This is a genomic window from Clostridioides sp. ES-S-0108-01 (genome assembly GCF_020662285.1).
Taxonomy (GTDB): Bacteria; Bacillota; Clostridia; order Peptostreptococcales; family Peptostreptococcaceae; genus Clostridioides.
Genome location: NZ_JADGMN010000009.1, coordinates 110,269 through 128,016 on the forward strand (window position 1 = coordinate 110,269; position 17,748 = coordinate 128,016).

Here is a 17,748-nt window from a genome sequence, read left to right on the forward strand (position 1 = left end):
TAACCGCTATAAGGTGTTGATTAATCAACGCCTTATTTTTTTTGAAAAGTAATATACAAGCTATCATAAGCATATAATTCTTTATAGATAATTAACAAGGGGGATAAAGTTATGAGGTATTATAATAAACCTACCAAAGAAGTATTAAAATACTTAAAAACAAATCCAGAAATTGGACTTGATGATAATGAGGTAGAAGAAAGGAAACTTAGATATGGATTAAATGAATTTACTATAAAAGAAGGGCGAACATTTTGGGACGAGTTGGGAGAAAGCTTGACAGAGCCTATGATATTAATTCTTATAGGAGCAGCAGTGATAAGTTCTTTTGTAGGGGAATTACATGATGCATTAGGTATTTTAGGGGCTATTTTCATTGGGATTTCAATAGGTATAATAACTGAAGGAAAATCTAAAAAAGCAGCTCATGCCCTATCAAAATTAACTGAAAATATAGAAGTAAAGGTACTTAGAAATGGAAAGATAATTAAAATATCAAAAAATGATTTAGTACCAGGAGATATTGTATATATAGAAACTGGAGATATGATACCAGCAGATGGAAGACTTATACAATCCATAAATTTGAAACTTAGAGAAGATATGCTAACAGGAGAGTCAGATGATGTAGCTAAGAATGCTGATGCTATATTGGATATGGAAGTAGTTTATTCTAAGACAGAAATAATTGAACAGGATGCAATACCTGCAAAGCAAGTCAACATGGTATTTGGAGGAACTCTTGTAGCATATGGTAGGGGGATAATGGTTGTCACTCATATTGGTGATAAGACAGAGATGGGCAAGATAGCACAGAATTTATCAAATGAAGAGCAACAAACTCCGCTTCAAATTAAATTAGGGAAGTTAGGGGCTAAAATAGCAGGCATATCAGGGGTAATAGCTACTTTATTGTGTATGTTTATGATTATACAAATGCAGAGAAAAGGTATGCTAGTCTTAGATACAAGAAGTATATTATCTTTCTTACAATCATTAGAGCCTGCTAAAAACGCATATATGGTTTGTATTGCCTTAATAGTTGCAACTGTTCCAGAAGGTTTGCCAACTATGATAAATATTACACTAGCTATAACTATGCAAAAGATGGCAAAGATAAATGCTCTAGTAACAAAGAAAGAAGCCTGTGAAACTATAGGCTCTGTTTCTGTAATATGTTCTGATAAGACAGGTACTTTAACACAAAATAAAATGATGGTGGAAGTAGCATACGTTGATGGTAAGTATATAGGTGGAGGAGAGTATCAAAGTAATAGCTATTTTGAACAAAACTGTATAGTAAATTCAACTGCAGACATAGAAAAAGAAGAAAACTCATTTAAATATATAGGAAGTGCAACAGAGTGTGCATTACTTTTATATCACAATGATAAGAACTATAATGAAATGAGAAAACAGACTTATTTGATATCACAAATACCCTTTAGCTCAGAAGAAAAGAAAATGTCGACATTAATTCGTCAAGAGGATTCAGAGATACTTCTTTCAAAAGGTGCACCAGAAGTATTATTAAAAAAATGTTCTTATGTACAACAAGGAAAAAATATTGTTCCAATAACTCCAAAAATAGAAAAAAGTATTTTAGATGAGATTAAGAAATTACAAATTAAATCTATGAGAACATTAGGATTTGCTTATAAAAAGATGAGTAAGTCTAAAACAGAAGTTGCAATAACTTCAGAAGGTGAATTGAATTTAATAGGAAATCCAAGAGGTTACATGAAGGAAGATAATTTAGTTTTTAGTGGATTTGTGGGAATAGTAGACCCACTGAGAGAAGGGGTCAAAGAGTCTATTGATAAAGCATTTTGTGCAGGAGTAGATGTAAAAATGCTTACAGGAGATAATATCAATACAGCAACAGCTATTGGTAATGAATTAGGATTATTGAATGATGGGAAAAAGGCAGTTGAAGCAACTTATATAGATGTATTGACAGATAAAGAATTGAGAGAAGAAATCAAAGGAATATCTATTGTTGCAAGAAGCAAACCAGATACAAAAATGAGAATAGTTTCTGCACTTCAAAAAAGTGGCGAAGTTGTAGCTGTAACAGGGGATGGTATAAATGATGCCCCAGCTCTTAGTCAAGCAGATGTTGGAATTGCAATGGGGATTTCAGGTACAGAAGTATCTAAAAATGCAGCAGATATAATATTGACTGATGATAGTTTCAGTACAATAGTAGAGGGAATAAAATGGGGAAGAGGTATATATGAGAATTTTCAAAGATTTATACAGTTTCAGCTTACTGTAAATATAGTGGCATTTATAATTGCTATAATATCTCAACTTACTGGTAAGGATATGCCATTTACCACAATACAATTATTATGGGTAAACATAATAATGGATGGTCCTCCAGCTCTAGCCTTAGGATTAGAACCTGTTAGAGATTATGTATTAAAAAGAAAACCAATAAATAGACATTCTGGTATAATAGCTAGGTCTATGTTTGTAAATATTATTATAAATGCTATTCTTATAATTACAATTGTATTTACTCAATCAGCTTTTAATATATTGGGAGCTACACCAGAAGAACAAGGTACTGTTATATTTTCTTTATTTGCATTCAGTGCCCTTTTTAATGCATTAAATTGTAGAGAGTTTGGTTTGAATAGTATAATACCAAATTTCTTTAAAAATAAGCTGGCATTACAAATAATAGTCGTTACGGGTGTAATTCAAATAATATTTACACAAGTATTCCAGAGTTTCTTTAATACTGTTTCTTTAGACTTTGATATGTGGATAAAAATAATATTATTTGCATCTACTATTCTGTTTTCAAATGAGTTTGTAAAGCTAATCCTTAGAACAATGAAAAATAGTGGAACTATGAATTTTAGTAGTAAAAATTAATTTTTATGAAACCGCAAAGTAGCATATATATTGTGACTTTGCGGTTTTTTCATTAGAAAAAATTTATATCAACAAGAGTTTTGGAATAGCAAAATTTTATCATTTTAAATTAAAATATATGATACAAAAAAATCATATTCTAAGTGATACTTGGGAAAAATGATACTATTATAATAAAAAATCTTTGTAAAACTTAATATAGAATATATTAAACATATATTAAGCTATAAAAATTTTATGGAATATAATAATTTGTATCTAGATGGACATATGGAATAATATTTTATTGAAGTAGAGTAATTTTTAAGAATTTTATATATAAATTATGTTATCATAAATAAAGGTATAGATTCTAAATTTTGTTAATAAAATAAAAGACAAGGAGGTAAGTTTTATGTTTTCAAAAATCCTAGTCAAAACATTTATCAGAGATAGCGAAAACGTTCAAAATACAGATGTTAGAAATAAGTATGGTTATGTGGCTGGTGTAGTAGGTATATTATCTAATTTACTTTTATTTGTGATAAAGGTATTCACAGGCATGCTAACATCAAGTATAGCTATAATGGCTGATGCATTTAATAATCTTTCTGATATGGCATCTTCAGCAATAACTATGATAGGCTTTAAATTAGCAAGTAAGCCAGCTGATAAAGAGCATCCTTTTGGACATGGAAGAATAGAGTACTTATCAGCGTTAATAGTAGCATTTATGGTGATGCTGGTTGGACTTCAATTTGTAAAGTCATCTATAGAAAGAATAGTAAATCCAGTTCCTGTAAAATTTGAAGTAATACCACTTATACTTTTGATTGCATCTATAATGATTAAAATCTGGTTGAGCCGTTTTAATAAATTTATGGGAAACAAGATTAATTCTTCAGCATTAAAAGCAGTTTCAATTGATGCTCTAGGAGACGTATTTACATCAAGCTGTGTAGTTATATCATTTATTGTAGCTAGATTTACTAGTTTTCCTATAGATGGATATGTGGGTATTGTAGTATCATTAGTAATACTTTATGCTGGTTTTTCTCTTGTAAAAGATACTATAAATCCTCTTCTAGGAGAAGCACCAGATGAAGAAATGGTAAAATCTATTATAGAATTGTTGTCATCTTATAAACATATAATAGGTACACATGATTTAATCATTCATAACTATGGAGTTGGCAGATGTATCGCATCTATACACGCAGAAATTCCATCTAACATAGATATAATGGAAATCCATGAAATCATAGATACTGCAGAGAGAGAAATATCTGAGAAATTAGATATATATTTAGTAATCCACATGGACCCAATATGTCTTGAAGATGAAGAAGTTATGTCAGCAAAAAAAGAGCTTGAAGAAATACTTAAGAAAAATAGCCTTGTAAAATCTATGCATGATTTTAGAATAGTTGGAAAGGGAAGTAAGAAGAATTTAGTATTTGATATAGTAGTCAATCCTTCTGAATTTTCCAAAGGTATGTCAGAAGACGATTTAAAAGAAGATATAACAAAATTAGTTAAGGAGATAAACCCTGAATATAATTGCGTTATTATTGTAGATAAGGATTTTATTTGATGATTAATTAATATTGTAATAAGGTAAAAAATGTAAAAAATATAGACAAGAGTATAAATGCATAATATAATAGAAATATATAATTATATTTAATATGAATATAACAATTTTAATTGTTTTTTATGAAATATTATAGAGATGTTGAAGTATATTCTATTATTGGGCACCTTATGGATATACTGAGTCAGTGGTGCAACCGGCTATGAATATAAATTTATTTATTTTCATGGCTTTTTTTGTATAATTTTTTAGTAAAAATTAATTTATATATAATCTTAATGGAAGATTATAAATTATATACAGTCTAGATGGGAGGAATCTATATGAAGAAAGAAAATAAAAAGGCATTATTAATCAGTTTAATTATGATTCTAAGTATGGTAGTATCTACAATATATCCAACTGTATCTTATGCTTTGGAGTTAGGAGAGAACAGTAGAATTCAAAGTGGTTCAACTAATTTGTCAACTGGAGATGAAAATCCACCAGTACCACCATCAGATGATGTGGTAAATCCACCAATACCAGAGGTAATGAATCCACCAATACCACCATCAGATGATATAATAGAAAAGCCTATTAAACCAATTGTTCCAATACCAGAAGTAGTAAAACCATCAGTATCAGAAGAAAAGAATAATAAAGTGAAAGAGGATACTGTAGTAAATCCGCCAGTACCACCAAAGACAAGACATAATACTACAATTATTGGAGTAATACTATTAGGTCTAGGAGCTATTATAGGGATTATTATATTAAGACGAGACAAAAATACAAATTAGACCCTAACATTATAAAAATATAAGTAATATTAAAAAATATCTTCTAAAATAATATTTAATAGTGAAAATATTGTTAGAAGATATTTTTTTGTGTATTATGTAAAAAAATAATAACTTCTTAGAAAAAAATTCCAAGACCCCATAGACAGTTAAAAAGATATAAGCTATAATATAGATATAAAATTAAATGAGGCAAAACTAGGGAAACCTAGTGACGCAAAGCTATAGGGGCTAAAGTTTAGTAAACCATGCCAGCCAGTTGCCGAAAAGAGTAAAAATTTCTTTTTGTATATACAAAGATACTCTTGGGTATCTTTTTTATTTTGAAATTTATTGCTCCCGGCCTAATTCAAAGGAGGGAATAATATGAGACCAAGTAAAAAATTATTAATCGCTATAATATCAATATTCTTAATAAGTTCAGTTTCAGTAAGTGTACATGCAGGCAGTACTACTATACAACAAAATAAAAAAATACTTAGTAAAATAGTGGTTCTTCCAAATGGAAATTACAATAAAAATGAAGCTAATGCTATGGTAAATAGACTAGCTAAAATAGATGGAAAGTATTTAAATGCATTAAAGCAAGATAATTTAAAAATAAAATTATTAAGTGGAAGGTTAACAGACGAAAAAGAATATGCTTATTTAAAAGGTGTAGTTCCTAAGGGTTGGGAAGGTGCTGGAAAAACTTGGGATGATGTTCCAGGTTTAGGTGGAAGCACAGTAGCCCTTAGAATAGGATTTAGTAACAAAGGTAAAGGTCATGATGCAATAAACTTAGAATTACATGAAACAGCACATGCAATAGATCATATAGCATTAAATGATATTTCTAAGTCAGCACAATTTAAACGAATATTTGCTAAAGAAGGACGTTTTTTAGGTAATGTAAATTATTTAGGTATATATCCTGAAGAATTCTTTGCAGAAGCATTTGCATATTACTATTTAAATCAAGATACCAATAGTAAGTTAAAAGCAACTTGTCCACAAACTTATAGCTTTTTACACGACTTAGCTAAATAGATAATTTAATAAATTTAAAATAAATACAAAGTAAGGGGGTGTCTCAAAATGAACTTTTTAGTTCAGGAGGCACTCTTTTTTGTATGAAATCAAATATATTTTCATCATTTCAACAGTGAAAAAAAGGCTTATCTTTTTAGATAGCCTCTTTTATATTACATGTATAACGAATAATTTTATTCTTATTTATAACCACTTTATAACCACAATAACACATCAATTACGACTCCTTATACAATGATTCAACGTGATTATTATGAGCTTGAGTAATTATTGTAGGTATAATAGAAATTATTGAACCCACTACTATTAATAAAATTCCTATAACCATGTTTATAGGAATAATTTCTTTAAGTATTAATAATGCTAGTATTGGAGATATTACTGGTTTAAAGAAGAAGACTAAAGATATAAGACTAGTAGAAGTAGCTTCCATTGCCATGAAGTAAAGTGCATAACCAACACCTGTAACAAATACGAATACATAAATCATAATAGACATATTGTGTAAGGTATAGCCACTAAAAATAGGGATATTTGCAAATACATGAAGTTTGTTTTTATTTAATATATCTGTGATAAAATTAATTTTAGTAAACAAAACTAATATTAGCATTTCCAAACTACCAAATATAAAACTAAAACAAGTTACAACTATTCCCCAAAATTTTAAGGTTTTTCTTTTACCAAATACAGTATACATTGAAAAAATAATAGCAGAAGATAAAGTTAAGAATATTCCACTAAAAGTTAATTTTGTATGCAATGGATTTATTATAACTATAATTCCAAGGACTTCTAATATAAGTGAAATTACATTGTACCTATATATTTTTTCCTTTAAAATTAAGTAAGCTAGAAGCATTACAAAGACTGGATTACAGCTAAACAAAACAGCAACTGCAGATGCTTTTGTGTTTAGAACCGCCAGTTGGTACAATGACATACTTACCACTACACACATAAAACCTAAAAATGCAAAGTATTTTAAGTCTGATTTTGTAATAGAAAGACTAAGAGATCTTAATCTTTTTACAGCAAAAGGTAGTAAGACCAAACCGCCAACAAAAAATCTTGATAAGGTTATTTGTAAGGGATTAAAGTCATTAGTGACAGTTTTTAGACTAATTTCCATTGAACTAAAAAATAATGTAGTCAGGATTATATAAACATAACCTTTTTTCAAGTCAAACACCTCCTTGTAATTTATATTAGTACTATAGATGACAATATTCAAGTTTATTGGAATAATATAGTATATAAAATATAGTACATAAAATAATAAACTACCTTAGTATAGAATACTTAGATTCTATACTAATGTAGTTTATTATTTGAATTACCTTGATTTAATTATTTTAAATTATAAAGTTTAGCTAATTTTTCAAATGATGGTAAAGAACTTTTAACTTTGTCATAAGATACACAATATGACACTCTAAAATGACCTGGACAACCAAAAGAAGAACCTGGTACTAATAATAAATTAAACTGTTTTGCATCATTGCAGAATTTTTTATCGTCTTCAATTGGAGATTTTGGGAATAGATAGAATGTACCACTAGGCTTAACACAAGAATATCCCATTTCGATTAAACTATTATATAGAAGGTCAAAATTCTTTTTATAAATGTTTACATCGACTTCAGCATCTAAACTTCTTGCAATAACTCTTTGAAAAAGAGAAGGAGCGTTTACAAATCCAAGTATTCTATTTGCAACATTTAACGAAGATATAACATCGTCAAAATCATCCATTTGTCCGCTAGCAACAATATATCCTATACGTTCACCAGGTAGAGATAATGATTTACTATAAGAGTATCCTATAAATGAGTTTCTATAGTATTTTAGTACGCAAGGAACTTTGGCACCATCATAAATTATTTCTCTATATGGTTCATCAGAAATTAAATATATATTTGTATTTAATTCTTTTTGCTTTGAGTCTAATAGTTCTCCAAGGTTTTTTAATAATTCTTCAGAATATATAACACCAGTAGGATTATTTGGAGTGTTTATTATTAAAGCTCTTGTCTTTGAAGTAATGGCATTTTTTAGAGCATCTAAATCTGGTTCAAAAGTTTCTATATTTGTAGGAACTTCTATTAATTTTCCATCATAGTTTTCTGTATAGTTTTTATACTCACCAAAATACGGTGCAAAAGCAATAACTTCATCATCAGGATTTAAAAGAGTTTTTAAAATAATATTTAGACCGCCAGCAGCACCACAAGTCATAACTAAGTTTTCTCTTGTAAGATTTAATCCATTTTTTTTATTTATGTGTTTAGCAATAGTATCTCTTACATCCTCATATCCTGAGTTATTCATATATCCATGAACTAAATTTGGAGATTCTTCATTTAAAATATCATTTATAACTGCTTTAATAGTCTCTGGAGGTTCAACACTTGGATTTCCTATACTGAAATCAAAAACATTTTCCTCTCCATAAATATCAGAAAGTTTCTTTCCTTCTTCAAACATAGCTCTTATAACAGAACTGTTTGCAACTAAAGTTTGCATTTTATTAGATATCATATGTAACACTCCTTTTTATAGATTTATATTGCTTATGTATATATTACCATATTTTTACTGAAATTAGACAATTTTCGAAAAATTATTTGTTTGAAAATATAGACTTTTATATAAAATATATTTATGTACAGTGTATATTAAAAATTCCAATTTCTAACTTAATCATAATTACTTTCTATAATTATTTTATAAAGAATTAATAAGACATAGATTTAGAGAATAAAATATTCTTGACTATATTAATTATTTAATATAATATAGTTGATATAGTCAAATATATTATAATTATAGAGGAGAAATTTAAGATGGATTTTAAAAATTTACAGTATGAAAGTTTGTCATATATTATCTGTAATTTACAAAAAAACTTTAAACTTTATTGTGAAAAATGTTTAAAACCATATAAACTTACGAATGGTCTGTATTTCTATTTAATCTATATTAATAAAAATAGAAACTGTTCTTTGAATGATGTTTCGATAGAATTCGAAGTTGATAAGGCTCATACAACAAGAACTATATCTAGATTAGAACAAGGTGGATACATAGAAAAAGTACAAAATCCTAATGATAGCAGAGCTTTTCAGCTGAGAGTAACAGATAAGGGTGAGGAAGTATTAGGAGATATAAAAAATATATTTTCAAAGTGGGATAACCACATAAAAAAAGAGTTTTCAGATAAAGAATATAAAGAATTAGTGAAGAAATTACATGTGGTAAAGGATATAAAAACAACTGTGGAGGAAGAATAAGATGTATTGCAATTTGTTAAAGCCAATTAAAATTGGAAATTTAGAATTAAAAAATAGAGTATCATTTGCACCTACAAGCATGGGTCTTAAATTTGAAGAAAAAATTAAAAAGTTTTCTGATATTGCTAAGTCAGGAGTAGCTCTAATTACTTTAGGGGATGTATCTGTTAGACCTAGTTTTCACAAGATGGCTATGAGCTTGTCAGATGAGGATGGAGTTGTGAAATACAAGAAAATTGTAGATGAAATACACAATTCTGGTGCAAAGGTATCAGCACAAATATTTTGTTCAGATTATGATGTTAATTTAATTAAAGATGCTATGAAGATGGGAATTACTTCACATGATGAGATAAAAAAAATAATGAATGATGGAGTAAAAGATTACATAACAAATATGTCTAAAGAAGAAATTAAAAATATTATAAACTTATTTAAATCAACAGCATTGAATGCAAAAAAAGCGGGATTTGACATGATTCAAATTCATGGAGATAGGCTTGTAGGAAGTTTTTCATCTAGTATATTTAATAAGAGAAATGATGAATATGGTAAAACATGTGAGAATAGAAGTAGATTTGCAAGTGAAATAATTAGCAGTATTCGAAATGAAGTTAAGGATATTCCAATAGACTATAAACTTGCAATAAGACAAGAAAACCCTCATTATGGTAATGCAGGAGTGCTACTTTCAGAGGTCGAATATTTTGTAAAAAAATTTGAATCATTAGGCGTAAATAGTTTTCATGTAACACTTGCAAATCATTCAAAATTAGAAGATACTATACCAACTAAGAATCATCCTTATTTTAAAGATGAAGGGTGTTTTTTATATTTAGCTGATGAAGTGAAAAAACACACAAATCTTCCAGTGTGTGGAGTTGGGAAATTATCTAGCCCAGATTTTATAGAAAATATTATATCAAATGATAGGGTAGATATGGTCTCTATGTCAAGACAATTATTGGCAGATAGTAACTGGTTACAAAAAGTAAAAGATGGAAGAGTGGATGATATTAAAAAATGCTGTTATTGTAATAAGAAATGTGCAGATGCATTACAAACACACTCTAAGTTTGGATGTATATTAGATTAGGCTATATTTATAGAAATTAAAATATGTTAATGTTAATACATTTTGGTAACTTTAGATAAGTATTTAGATAAAGAGGAGGATATATCATGAAAAGTTTAATTTTATATTCAAGTTTAACTGGGAATACTAAAAAAATTGCTTATTCTATATATGATGCAATTCAAGGAGAAAAGGATATTAAAAATATAAGTGAATTAGTTGATTATAGTATTAACTATGAAAATTATGATATAGTATTTTTAGGCTATTGGGTAGATAAGGGAATTTGTGATAAAAATTCAAAACAAGTGGTTGAAAATATTCACAACAAAAAGATAGCACTATTTGGGACAATGGGAGCAAGTACAAAAGGAAGTTATGGTGATAGTATAATAGAAAAGATAGAATCAATTATTTCAAAAGATAATGAAATATTAGGTTCATTCATATGTCAAGGTAAGATAGCAGAAGGATTGAAAGCAAAATACGAAGAGATATCGAAGCTTTATCCTGAGAACGAGCATATTCGCGAACAATTAAATAATTATGAAGAATCTCAAAATCATCCAAATAAACAAGAAATATGTGAAGCTAGTATATTTGCAAAAGATATGATGATTAAAGCTAGTACTATGTAGTAGTTAAACAATGAGTTTATATAAGATATAGAATCAATAATTCAGTAAAAAGTATGGCAATGACTTGCTATACTTTTTTTATGAAATCAAAAAAATAATAAAAATACTTGACTGTAAACCTTGTTTATACATTATTTTATAGAAAATAAGATAGTTTTAAAAATAGAAAAGGAGATATTATTGTATGAAAATTTATAAAAGATAATTAGCTTGATTTTAAGACATAGTAAATATATCACTATATAGAGAGAAAATATTTAAGACTATATTACAGTTATAAATTAATAGAATAGAGAGGTAGTGTTTAAAATTACAGAAAGTGTCTTTATGTGAAGTTGCTGAGAAACAGGAGCAAGTTCTCGAAACTAAAATATCAGATTTAGAAAATGCAAAAACTATGTGTAAAAAAATGTTAGAATCTGATGAGCTAAGTTATTTGAATTTGAAAGTAGAGCAATACATAACTGAGTTGCCAGAATACTGGAATAAAAACAAACATATTTTCAAACTTGACTCTGTAAGCTTCTTATATATACTATTGCAGATTATTTAACGAATTTTATGTGTTTTGTAGTGTTATCTATAGAAGTGTTCTCTATATTTTTTATTTATAATATTGCCAGACATGTTACAGTAATTATTTTTATAGATATATTTGTATTTATTGTTTTACTGATAATAGGTTTGTATAAATTATTTAAGAAATATAATTAACTTTTAAAAATAAGTAACAAATGATAGTGTAAAAAATAGCCACTATAAATTATGGATTGCAGTGGCTATTGTATTTTATTATTTGTATATGAAATTATTTTATCTTTATAACAGGTTACTATATATTATGGTTTAGTTCATTGATGAAATGCTCATGTATTTTAAAGTAAAAAGTTGTACATTCTAATAAAATTTAAAAATTTTGATTCTTCAAAGTTAGAGAAAATATATTATTTTTATTAAAAAATTAAATATTAAGAATTTAATTTCTGCATCTTATTTAAAAAAGATAAGAAATCAACTTTATATATTTTTTTTGGTCTTCCTCTTTGATTATCAAGCTTTGTATTTACAATGGTTGCAATTCCTGCTTTATACAAGATACTCAATATTCGATTTGCACTTCTAAGAGTTATATTCATATAGTCCGATAATATTTCTGCCGAAACATTATTTGAATTTCTGTCATTAATCATACACATAATTTTAGATACATTAGTATTAGATAGAGGTATAAAAGAAGCAACCTTATTAGCTAGTGAGCTTTTGTCAATATCATGAGAATTTTTATTTGCATATAAAGGACCTATAGTATTATTAGTATCATTTACTATAAAAGTACAATTTCCACCTAAAGAAGCAGATTTACCATTAGCTTGACGAGCATTCTGCTCTGCATGAATATTTGTGTTTCCAATACCCCAACCAATATTTAAACTATACTTAATTTCCTTTAAATCTTCTGAAATAAAAAAGTCTGTATAATTATTGGTCATATTATTTAACATTTCTTTAGTAGTGTGTATCTCTATTTTCATATCATTTTTTTTGACCTGAACTCCATAAAATCCATGTTTTGATAGAGAATTTAAGATGGTGTTATATATTTGGTTTTGTATCTCATCATTTTTAAATATCAAATCTTCATTTATGTACTCTGAACTATTTACTGTAACTATACAAGTTGCAGATTTATTTTTGTCTAAGTTTTGTAATGTTATTTCATTCACCAGAGATTTAAATGTATTCAAGATTGATTCTGTAGATGGAACCATGTAAATACAATTATACCCAAGCTTCTTAAGTTCACAACTAATGATATAATTTCTAGTAAAAGAAAGGTTAATCTTATTATCTCTCAATAAATCTAAATGTATTTCTAATAATTTATCATTTAATTTTTTAAAGTCATACACAGGTTGAGGGATATTAAAATTTTTAATTGTATATGGGCATTTATTAGAATCTATTAATGAATATATATCATAATAATTGTTGTCTTCTCTTAAAAAATCCATAAATGATTTTGTAAAATCAATATCTTTTTGACTATTTAATACTTTAAATAAGTATTTATAAAAATCTCTTTCATCAAGCTTTAAAAAGTTTAATGGTACTTTTATATCCTTTATGTTTATTATAAGCTCACTATATGGAACTATACCACTACATACAAATCCATCAAAATTATCTACTTGCTCATAGTATATATTAGGTAAATTGTTAAAAGGATTTTCTCCCTTAAGCTCAATAAATGTAATTTCGCAAATATCATTTAACTCTTTAAGAGCTTGTTTAAACTTATCTGACATAAAATAAGATGTTGTCAAAAAACCAATTTTATATTTCATAAAACCTCCTTTAAAATTTCGAGAGTGTTGTAACTAATCAATTAATTTATATCCTCATTTTATAATAGTAGATAAAACGCGTCAATTTATTTTACAAAAGGATAATTGCAAGAAAAATCAGAAGATACAAAAAAGACTGAAAAATATGTTGACTAGCAGAAATAATTATGCTATTTTTTAATTAAGGACTAGTCTTTTAAAATTTCCTAAAATAATCTTGGATTTTGGGGAAGAAGTATATTTTATTTAAAAATAAAGGAGAATATTATGAATACATATTTAAATGAGATTTCTACGTTTGTTGGTGAGAATAGAGAAGAAATAGTTTTATTATGGGAAGATATTGTTAATATAGAAAGTTATACACATTGTAAAGAAAGCGTAAATAAGTTAGCTGAGAGATTAAAGCTTGAGTTTGAAAAAGAAGGTTTGGATTGTGAGTTAGTAGATGTTGGAGATAATGGTAGCACATTGATAGGTATACTTGGTTCTAATATAGATAAAAAGCCAATAATTTTTTCAGGACACATGGATACTGTCTTTGAAATGGGTACATTTGGAGAGAATCCATTTAAAATAATAGAAGGAAAAGCATATGGTCCAGGAGTTTTAGATATGAAGGGTGGGATAATAATCTCTTTATATGTTATCAAAGCTTTAAATAAAATAGGATACAAAGAAAGACCAATAAAAATAGTATTTTCTGGAGATGAAGAGGTAGGACATAAGGATTCAACTGGTGCAGATATTATATTAAGAGAAGCAAAAGGCGGTCTTTGTGCTTTTAATATGGAAACAGGATTAGTAGATAATAGCTTATGTATAGGTAGAAAAGGAAGAATAGGATGTAATATACATGTAAAAGGTGTAGAGACACATGCAGGTAATGATTTTGAAGGTGGAAGAAATGCTATAGAAGAAATGGCTAATAAGATATTACGCATACAAAAATTGACTAATCTAGAAGTTGGAACTACAGTAAGTGTAAGTGTGATTAAGGGAGGAAGAGTGGCAAATTCTATTCCAGAAGATTGTAGTATAGAAGTAGACCTTAGATTTGAAAAGGTAGAAGAAATGGAGAATGTTAAGGAACAGGTTAGAGAGATATGTAAAGAGACTTACATAGAAGGAACTTCTACAGAAGTTAAATTTATAAGTGAAATGATGCCATTTGAAACTACAAAAGATGTTATGAGATTTCATAAATTTGTAAATGAAGTGTCAAAAGAAAATGGGTTTGGAGAATTAAATGCTAAGAAACTTGGAGGCAGTTCAGATGCTAGTTATTTGACTATTGCAAACGTTCCTACAATCTGTTCATTTGGTGTAAGAGGAGAATGGAATCATACATCAAGAGAATATGCAGTAGTAGATTCTATGTTTGAGAGAGTGAAATTAATTTCTACAATTATTTTAAACTTAGATAAATTTGAGGTATAAAGGGGGATTTTATATGGATACAATAGCTGGAGATAATAAGGTAACATGGAAAGGGTATTTGTCTTTGTTTGTACTGATAGTATTATTTTCAGGAATATTTAAAGATAGTCAAGGATTTCTTAAAGCACTAGATTTTGCCAATTTGACAGGTTCGTTTGGTACTATTTCAGATGGTGTAGATTTTATGGGTAAAGGAGGAACTGGGGCAAAAGATGGGTTCTTATTTGCTCTTACTTTAATTCCAACTGTCTGTTTTGCGGTAGGTCTTATAGATGTAGTTGAATCTATGGGAGGAATGAAGGCAGCATCTAAGATATTTAATCCATTACTTAGACCTCTACTTGGTATACCTGGAGTAGCTGGAATAGCATTTGTATCTTCATTTACTAGTTCAGATGTAGCTTCAATAATGACGAAGGAATTATTTGAAAGCGGAGAGATTACAGATGATGAAAGAACTATATTTGTAGCATATCAATATGCTGGTTCAGCCGTTATATTAAATACAATAAATACTCAAGCTCCTCTTTTACCAATAGCATTATTGGCATTAGGACCAATAATCCTTATAGAGATATTCTGTAAAATACTTGGTGCTAATCTAGTTAGATTAATCATAAGTGTAAGAAATAAAAAGAATAAGACTAAGGAGGCTGTGTAGTATGAGTCAACAAAATACTGGAAATGCTATTGTAAATAGTAAACCTAAGAAAACTGTTGTTGAGATATTTATGGGAGGAGCAAAAAAAGGTTTTTATATAGGTGTTGAACAGATATTACCAGCTATGATAATGGGTTATGTAATAGTACAGTTTTTACAATTAACTGGTTTAGTCGATATTTTAGGAAATATTTTTGGTCCAGTAATGGGTATTTTTGGACTACCTGGGGAATCAGTTGTAGTTTTGATAGCAGCGTTTTTTGCTAAGGCAGCAGGAGCAGCTACAGCAGCAAACTTATTTGCACAGGGTCTAATTACTGCATCACAAGCAACTATATTAATTATGCCATGTATGCTAATGGGTACTCTAGTTGGTCATTATGCAAGAATAGTACTTGTAGCAAATGCTAGCACTAAGTATAGAATGCTATTGTTAGCAATCCCTATATTTGATGCAATAGTGGGAATGTTGATAGTAAGAGTTTTACTTACTGTTATGGGATTAATGTAGACAAAATAAACTTATAACTTAATTATAAAGTTTGTACAAGAATTGATATATATAATAATTAGTATATAGTAATTACATATTATTCAAAAAAGAAGGAGCTGTCTCAAAATAGAGATAAGCTTCTTTTTCATTGTTGAAATGATGAAAATATACTTAATTTCATACAAAAAAGAGTGCCTCATAAACTAAAAAGCTCATTTTGAGACACCTTCTTCTTTTGAATTTATAATTTCTAGAATTTATATTTTCTTTTTATATTTTTAATACCAATATTATACTAAATGTATTTTGAAATTAATATAAATATGTTTTTAAAGTAGAATTTTTTGTGAGTTTCCACGTATATCCACTTTGATAACTTTCTCTATTGTATCTCCTCTAAAACCTAATAAATTACTTGTCAAGTTTGCAGTGGAACAAGAATGATTAGGTATAATTCTTATTCTATCACCAATTTTTATATCAGTTTTACCATTTACTTTTATTTTACCAACTTCTTCTGAAAGTGAATCAATAGTAAGTTCTGGGTGTCCACAAACTCTACCATATCCAATAATACTACTATTTCCATGTGCACCTTTATCAAGCCCAAGGCACTTACTTCCACAATCAATTAAATAGTATCCACTACTATTTTTTGAGATTACAGTGCAAACAACAGTAAGAGCACACATGTCTTCAGTAGCACAACCTAGACCTATCTGTATAACATCATAGTATACATAGTTTCCAGGTCTTACAGCAGTTATAGTTTTAGAAGCAACTTCAGTCTCAACTGTTGGAGTGCTACCAGAGGCTACAATTTCTATATTAAATCCATTATCAGTTAGAGATTTGTATGCTTTTTCTATAGAAGAATCTTCTTGAATACAAACATCTGGAACTCCTTCTGGAGAACTACAACCATACACTTGACCTGGATGTGAACTTATACCAACAATTTTGATGTTTTCTAGATTTGAAATTTCAGTAGCAAGTTCAACTACTTTTTCTGGCTCAATTCCAAAACGATGTAAGCCACAATCCACAATAATAAGTAGTTTACATTCTATTTTGGATTTAGAAAAAGCTTCACTGTAAGCTTTAGCACACTCTATATTATCTGTAGCACAGATTAAATTTATTTTTGATGCCATAGCTACAATTCTACTTATATTTGCCTCTCCCATGTAAGGGTAAGCCAACATAATATCCTTAAAGCCTGATTTTATCAAAGCTTCAGCTTCATCAAGTGTTCCAACGAGAAATCCAGTAGCTCCTGCATCTTTTTGAAGTTTTGCAATATAGGTACTTTTATGTGTCTTAAGCATAGGCCAAAGTTGTTTATTATTCTTTGAACAAATTTGTTGAACTGTATCAATATTCTTTTCTAACTGGTCTAAATCTAGCAAAAAACTTGGAGTAGCAATTTCTGAAATTTTCATGTCATTTACCACCTTTCAATAAAAGTAAAATTAATTATAAGTATTAAAGTTATTATATTAAAATACTAGCTTTACAATATTACTAGCT

Annotated in this window: 14 protein-coding genes, 1 pseudogene and 2 riboswitches; of the genes and pseudogenes, 11 read left to right on the forward strand and 4 right to left on the reverse strand. The window is 28.1% G+C overall.

Going from position 1 to position 17,748, the window contains the following annotated elements; translation table 11 throughout:
* Positions 1–111: 111 nt before the first annotated feature.
* The 4 genes and pseudogenes from IR152_RS10400 to IR152_RS10415 all read left to right on the forward strand — a co-directional run bounded on the left by IR152_RS10400 (position 112) and on the right by IR152_RS10415 (position 6,270).
* Positions 112–2,886: a calcium-translocating P-type ATPase, PMCA-type gene (locus IR152_RS10400; RefSeq protein WP_227451781.1), complete on the forward strand. Its 2,775-nt coding sequence runs from the start codon at positions 112–114 to the stop codon at positions 2,884–2,886.
* A 394-nt stretch (positions 2,887–3,280) separates the two neighbouring features.
* A complete protein-coding gene (locus IR152_RS10405) occupies positions 3,281–4,459 on the forward strand; it encodes a cation diffusion facilitator family transporter (protein WP_227451782.1) in 1,179 nt (392 codons plus the stop codon).
* 125 nt (positions 4,460–4,584) lie between these two features.
* Positions 4,585–4,670, forward strand: a riboswitch (cyclic di-GMP riboswitch).
* Between the two features lie 268 nt (positions 4,671–4,938).
* Positions 4,939–5,241 (forward strand): annotated as a pseudogene (locus IR152_RS10410) (hypothetical protein); the annotation flags it as partial.
* A 181-nt stretch (positions 5,242–5,422) separates the two neighbouring features.
* A riboswitch (cyclic di-GMP riboswitch) is annotated at positions 5,423–5,508 on the forward strand.
* A gap of 99 nt (positions 5,509–5,607) precedes the next feature.
* Positions 5,608–6,270 carry an anthrax toxin lethal factor-related metalloendopeptidase gene (locus IR152_RS10415; RefSeq protein ID WP_227451783.1) on the forward strand — a complete coding sequence of 221 codons (663 nt, stop codon included), beginning with the start codon at positions 5,608–5,610 and terminating at the stop codon, positions 6,268–6,270.
* A gap of 220 nt (positions 6,271–6,490) precedes the next feature.
* Here the strand turns inward: IR152_RS10415 and IR152_RS10420 are convergent, their stop codons facing one another.
* On the reverse strand, positions 6,491–7,456 hold the full coding sequence (locus IR152_RS10420; protein ID WP_227451784.1) for a DMT family transporter: 966 nt from the start codon (positions 7,454–7,456) through the stop codon (positions 6,491–6,493).
* 167 nt (positions 7,457–7,623) lie between these two features.
* On the reverse strand, positions 7,624–8,814 hold the full coding sequence (locus IR152_RS10425) for a pyridoxal phosphate-dependent aminotransferase (protein ID WP_227451785.1): 1,191 nt from the start codon (positions 8,812–8,814) through the stop codon (positions 7,624–7,626).
* A 305-nt stretch (positions 8,815–9,119) separates the two neighbouring features.
* Here IR152_RS10425 and bilQ point away from each other — a divergent pair, with 305 nt between their 5' ends.
* The 4 genes from bilQ (at position 9,120) to IR152_RS10445 (ending at position 11,832) form a co-directional block, all read left to right on the forward strand.
* Entirely contained in the window at positions 9,120–9,566 is a 447-nt protein-coding gene (bilQ, locus tag IR152_RS10430) for a bilirubin utilization transcriptional regulator BilQ (RefSeq protein ID WP_227451786.1), read from the forward strand.
* A 1-nt stretch (position 9,567) separates the two neighbouring features.
* Positions 9,568–10,662 (forward strand): bilirubin reductase, encoded by a 1,095-nt coding sequence (gene bilR / locus IR152_RS10435; RefSeq protein ID WP_227451787.1) that lies wholly within the window; start codon positions 9,568–9,570, stop codon positions 10,660–10,662.
* A gap of 86 nt (positions 10,663–10,748) precedes the next feature.
* Complete coding sequence (gene bilS, locus IR152_RS10440) at positions 10,749–11,279, forward strand: flavodoxin family protein BilS (protein ID WP_227451788.1); 531 nt, start codon at positions 10,749–10,751, stop codon at positions 11,277–11,279.
* A 319-nt stretch (positions 11,280–11,598) separates the two neighbouring features.
* The gene (locus IR152_RS10445) at positions 11,599–11,832 is read left to right on the forward strand and encodes a hypothetical protein (RefSeq protein ID WP_227451789.1); all 234 of its coding nucleotides are present in this window, start codon (positions 11,599–11,601) and stop codon (positions 11,830–11,832) included.
* Positions 11,833–12,247: 415 nt separating this feature from the next.
* On the opposite strand, the gene IR152_RS10450 is transcribed toward IR152_RS10445, so the two are convergent.
* Positions 12,248–13,624 carry a hypothetical protein gene (locus tag IR152_RS10450; protein ID WP_227451790.1) on the reverse strand — a complete coding sequence of 459 codons (1,377 nt, stop codon included), beginning with the start codon at positions 13,622–13,624 and terminating at the stop codon, positions 12,248–12,250.
* A 267-nt stretch (positions 13,625–13,891) separates the two neighbouring features.
* Here IR152_RS10450 and IR152_RS10455 point away from each other — a divergent pair, with 267 nt between their 5' ends.
* Genes IR152_RS10455 through IR152_RS10465 form a run of 3 tightly spaced genes read left to right on the forward strand, consistent with a single transcriptional unit; the run spans position 13,892 to position 16,236 of the window.
* Complete coding sequence (locus tag IR152_RS10455) at positions 13,892–15,064, forward strand: M20 family metallopeptidase (protein WP_227451791.1); 1,173 nt, start codon at positions 13,892–13,894, stop codon at positions 15,062–15,064.
* A gap of 13 nt (positions 15,065–15,077) precedes the next feature.
* The gene (locus tag IR152_RS10460) at positions 15,078–15,725 is read left to right on the forward strand and encodes a nucleoside recognition domain-containing protein (RefSeq protein WP_227451792.1); all 648 of its coding nucleotides are present in this window, start codon (positions 15,078–15,080) and stop codon (positions 15,723–15,725) included.
* A 1-nt stretch (position 15,726) separates the two neighbouring features.
* Complete coding sequence (locus IR152_RS10465; protein ID WP_227451793.1) at positions 15,727–16,236, forward strand: YjiG family protein; 510 nt, start codon at positions 15,727–15,729, stop codon at positions 16,234–16,236.
* Between the two features lie 311 nt (positions 16,237–16,547).
* Here the strand turns inward: IR152_RS10465 and IR152_RS10470 are convergent, their stop codons facing one another.
* Positions 16,548–17,660 (reverse strand): alanine racemase, encoded by a 1,113-nt coding sequence (locus IR152_RS10470; protein ID WP_227451794.1) that lies wholly within the window; start codon positions 17,658–17,660, stop codon positions 16,548–16,550.
* Positions 17,661–17,748 lie beyond the last annotated feature (88 nt).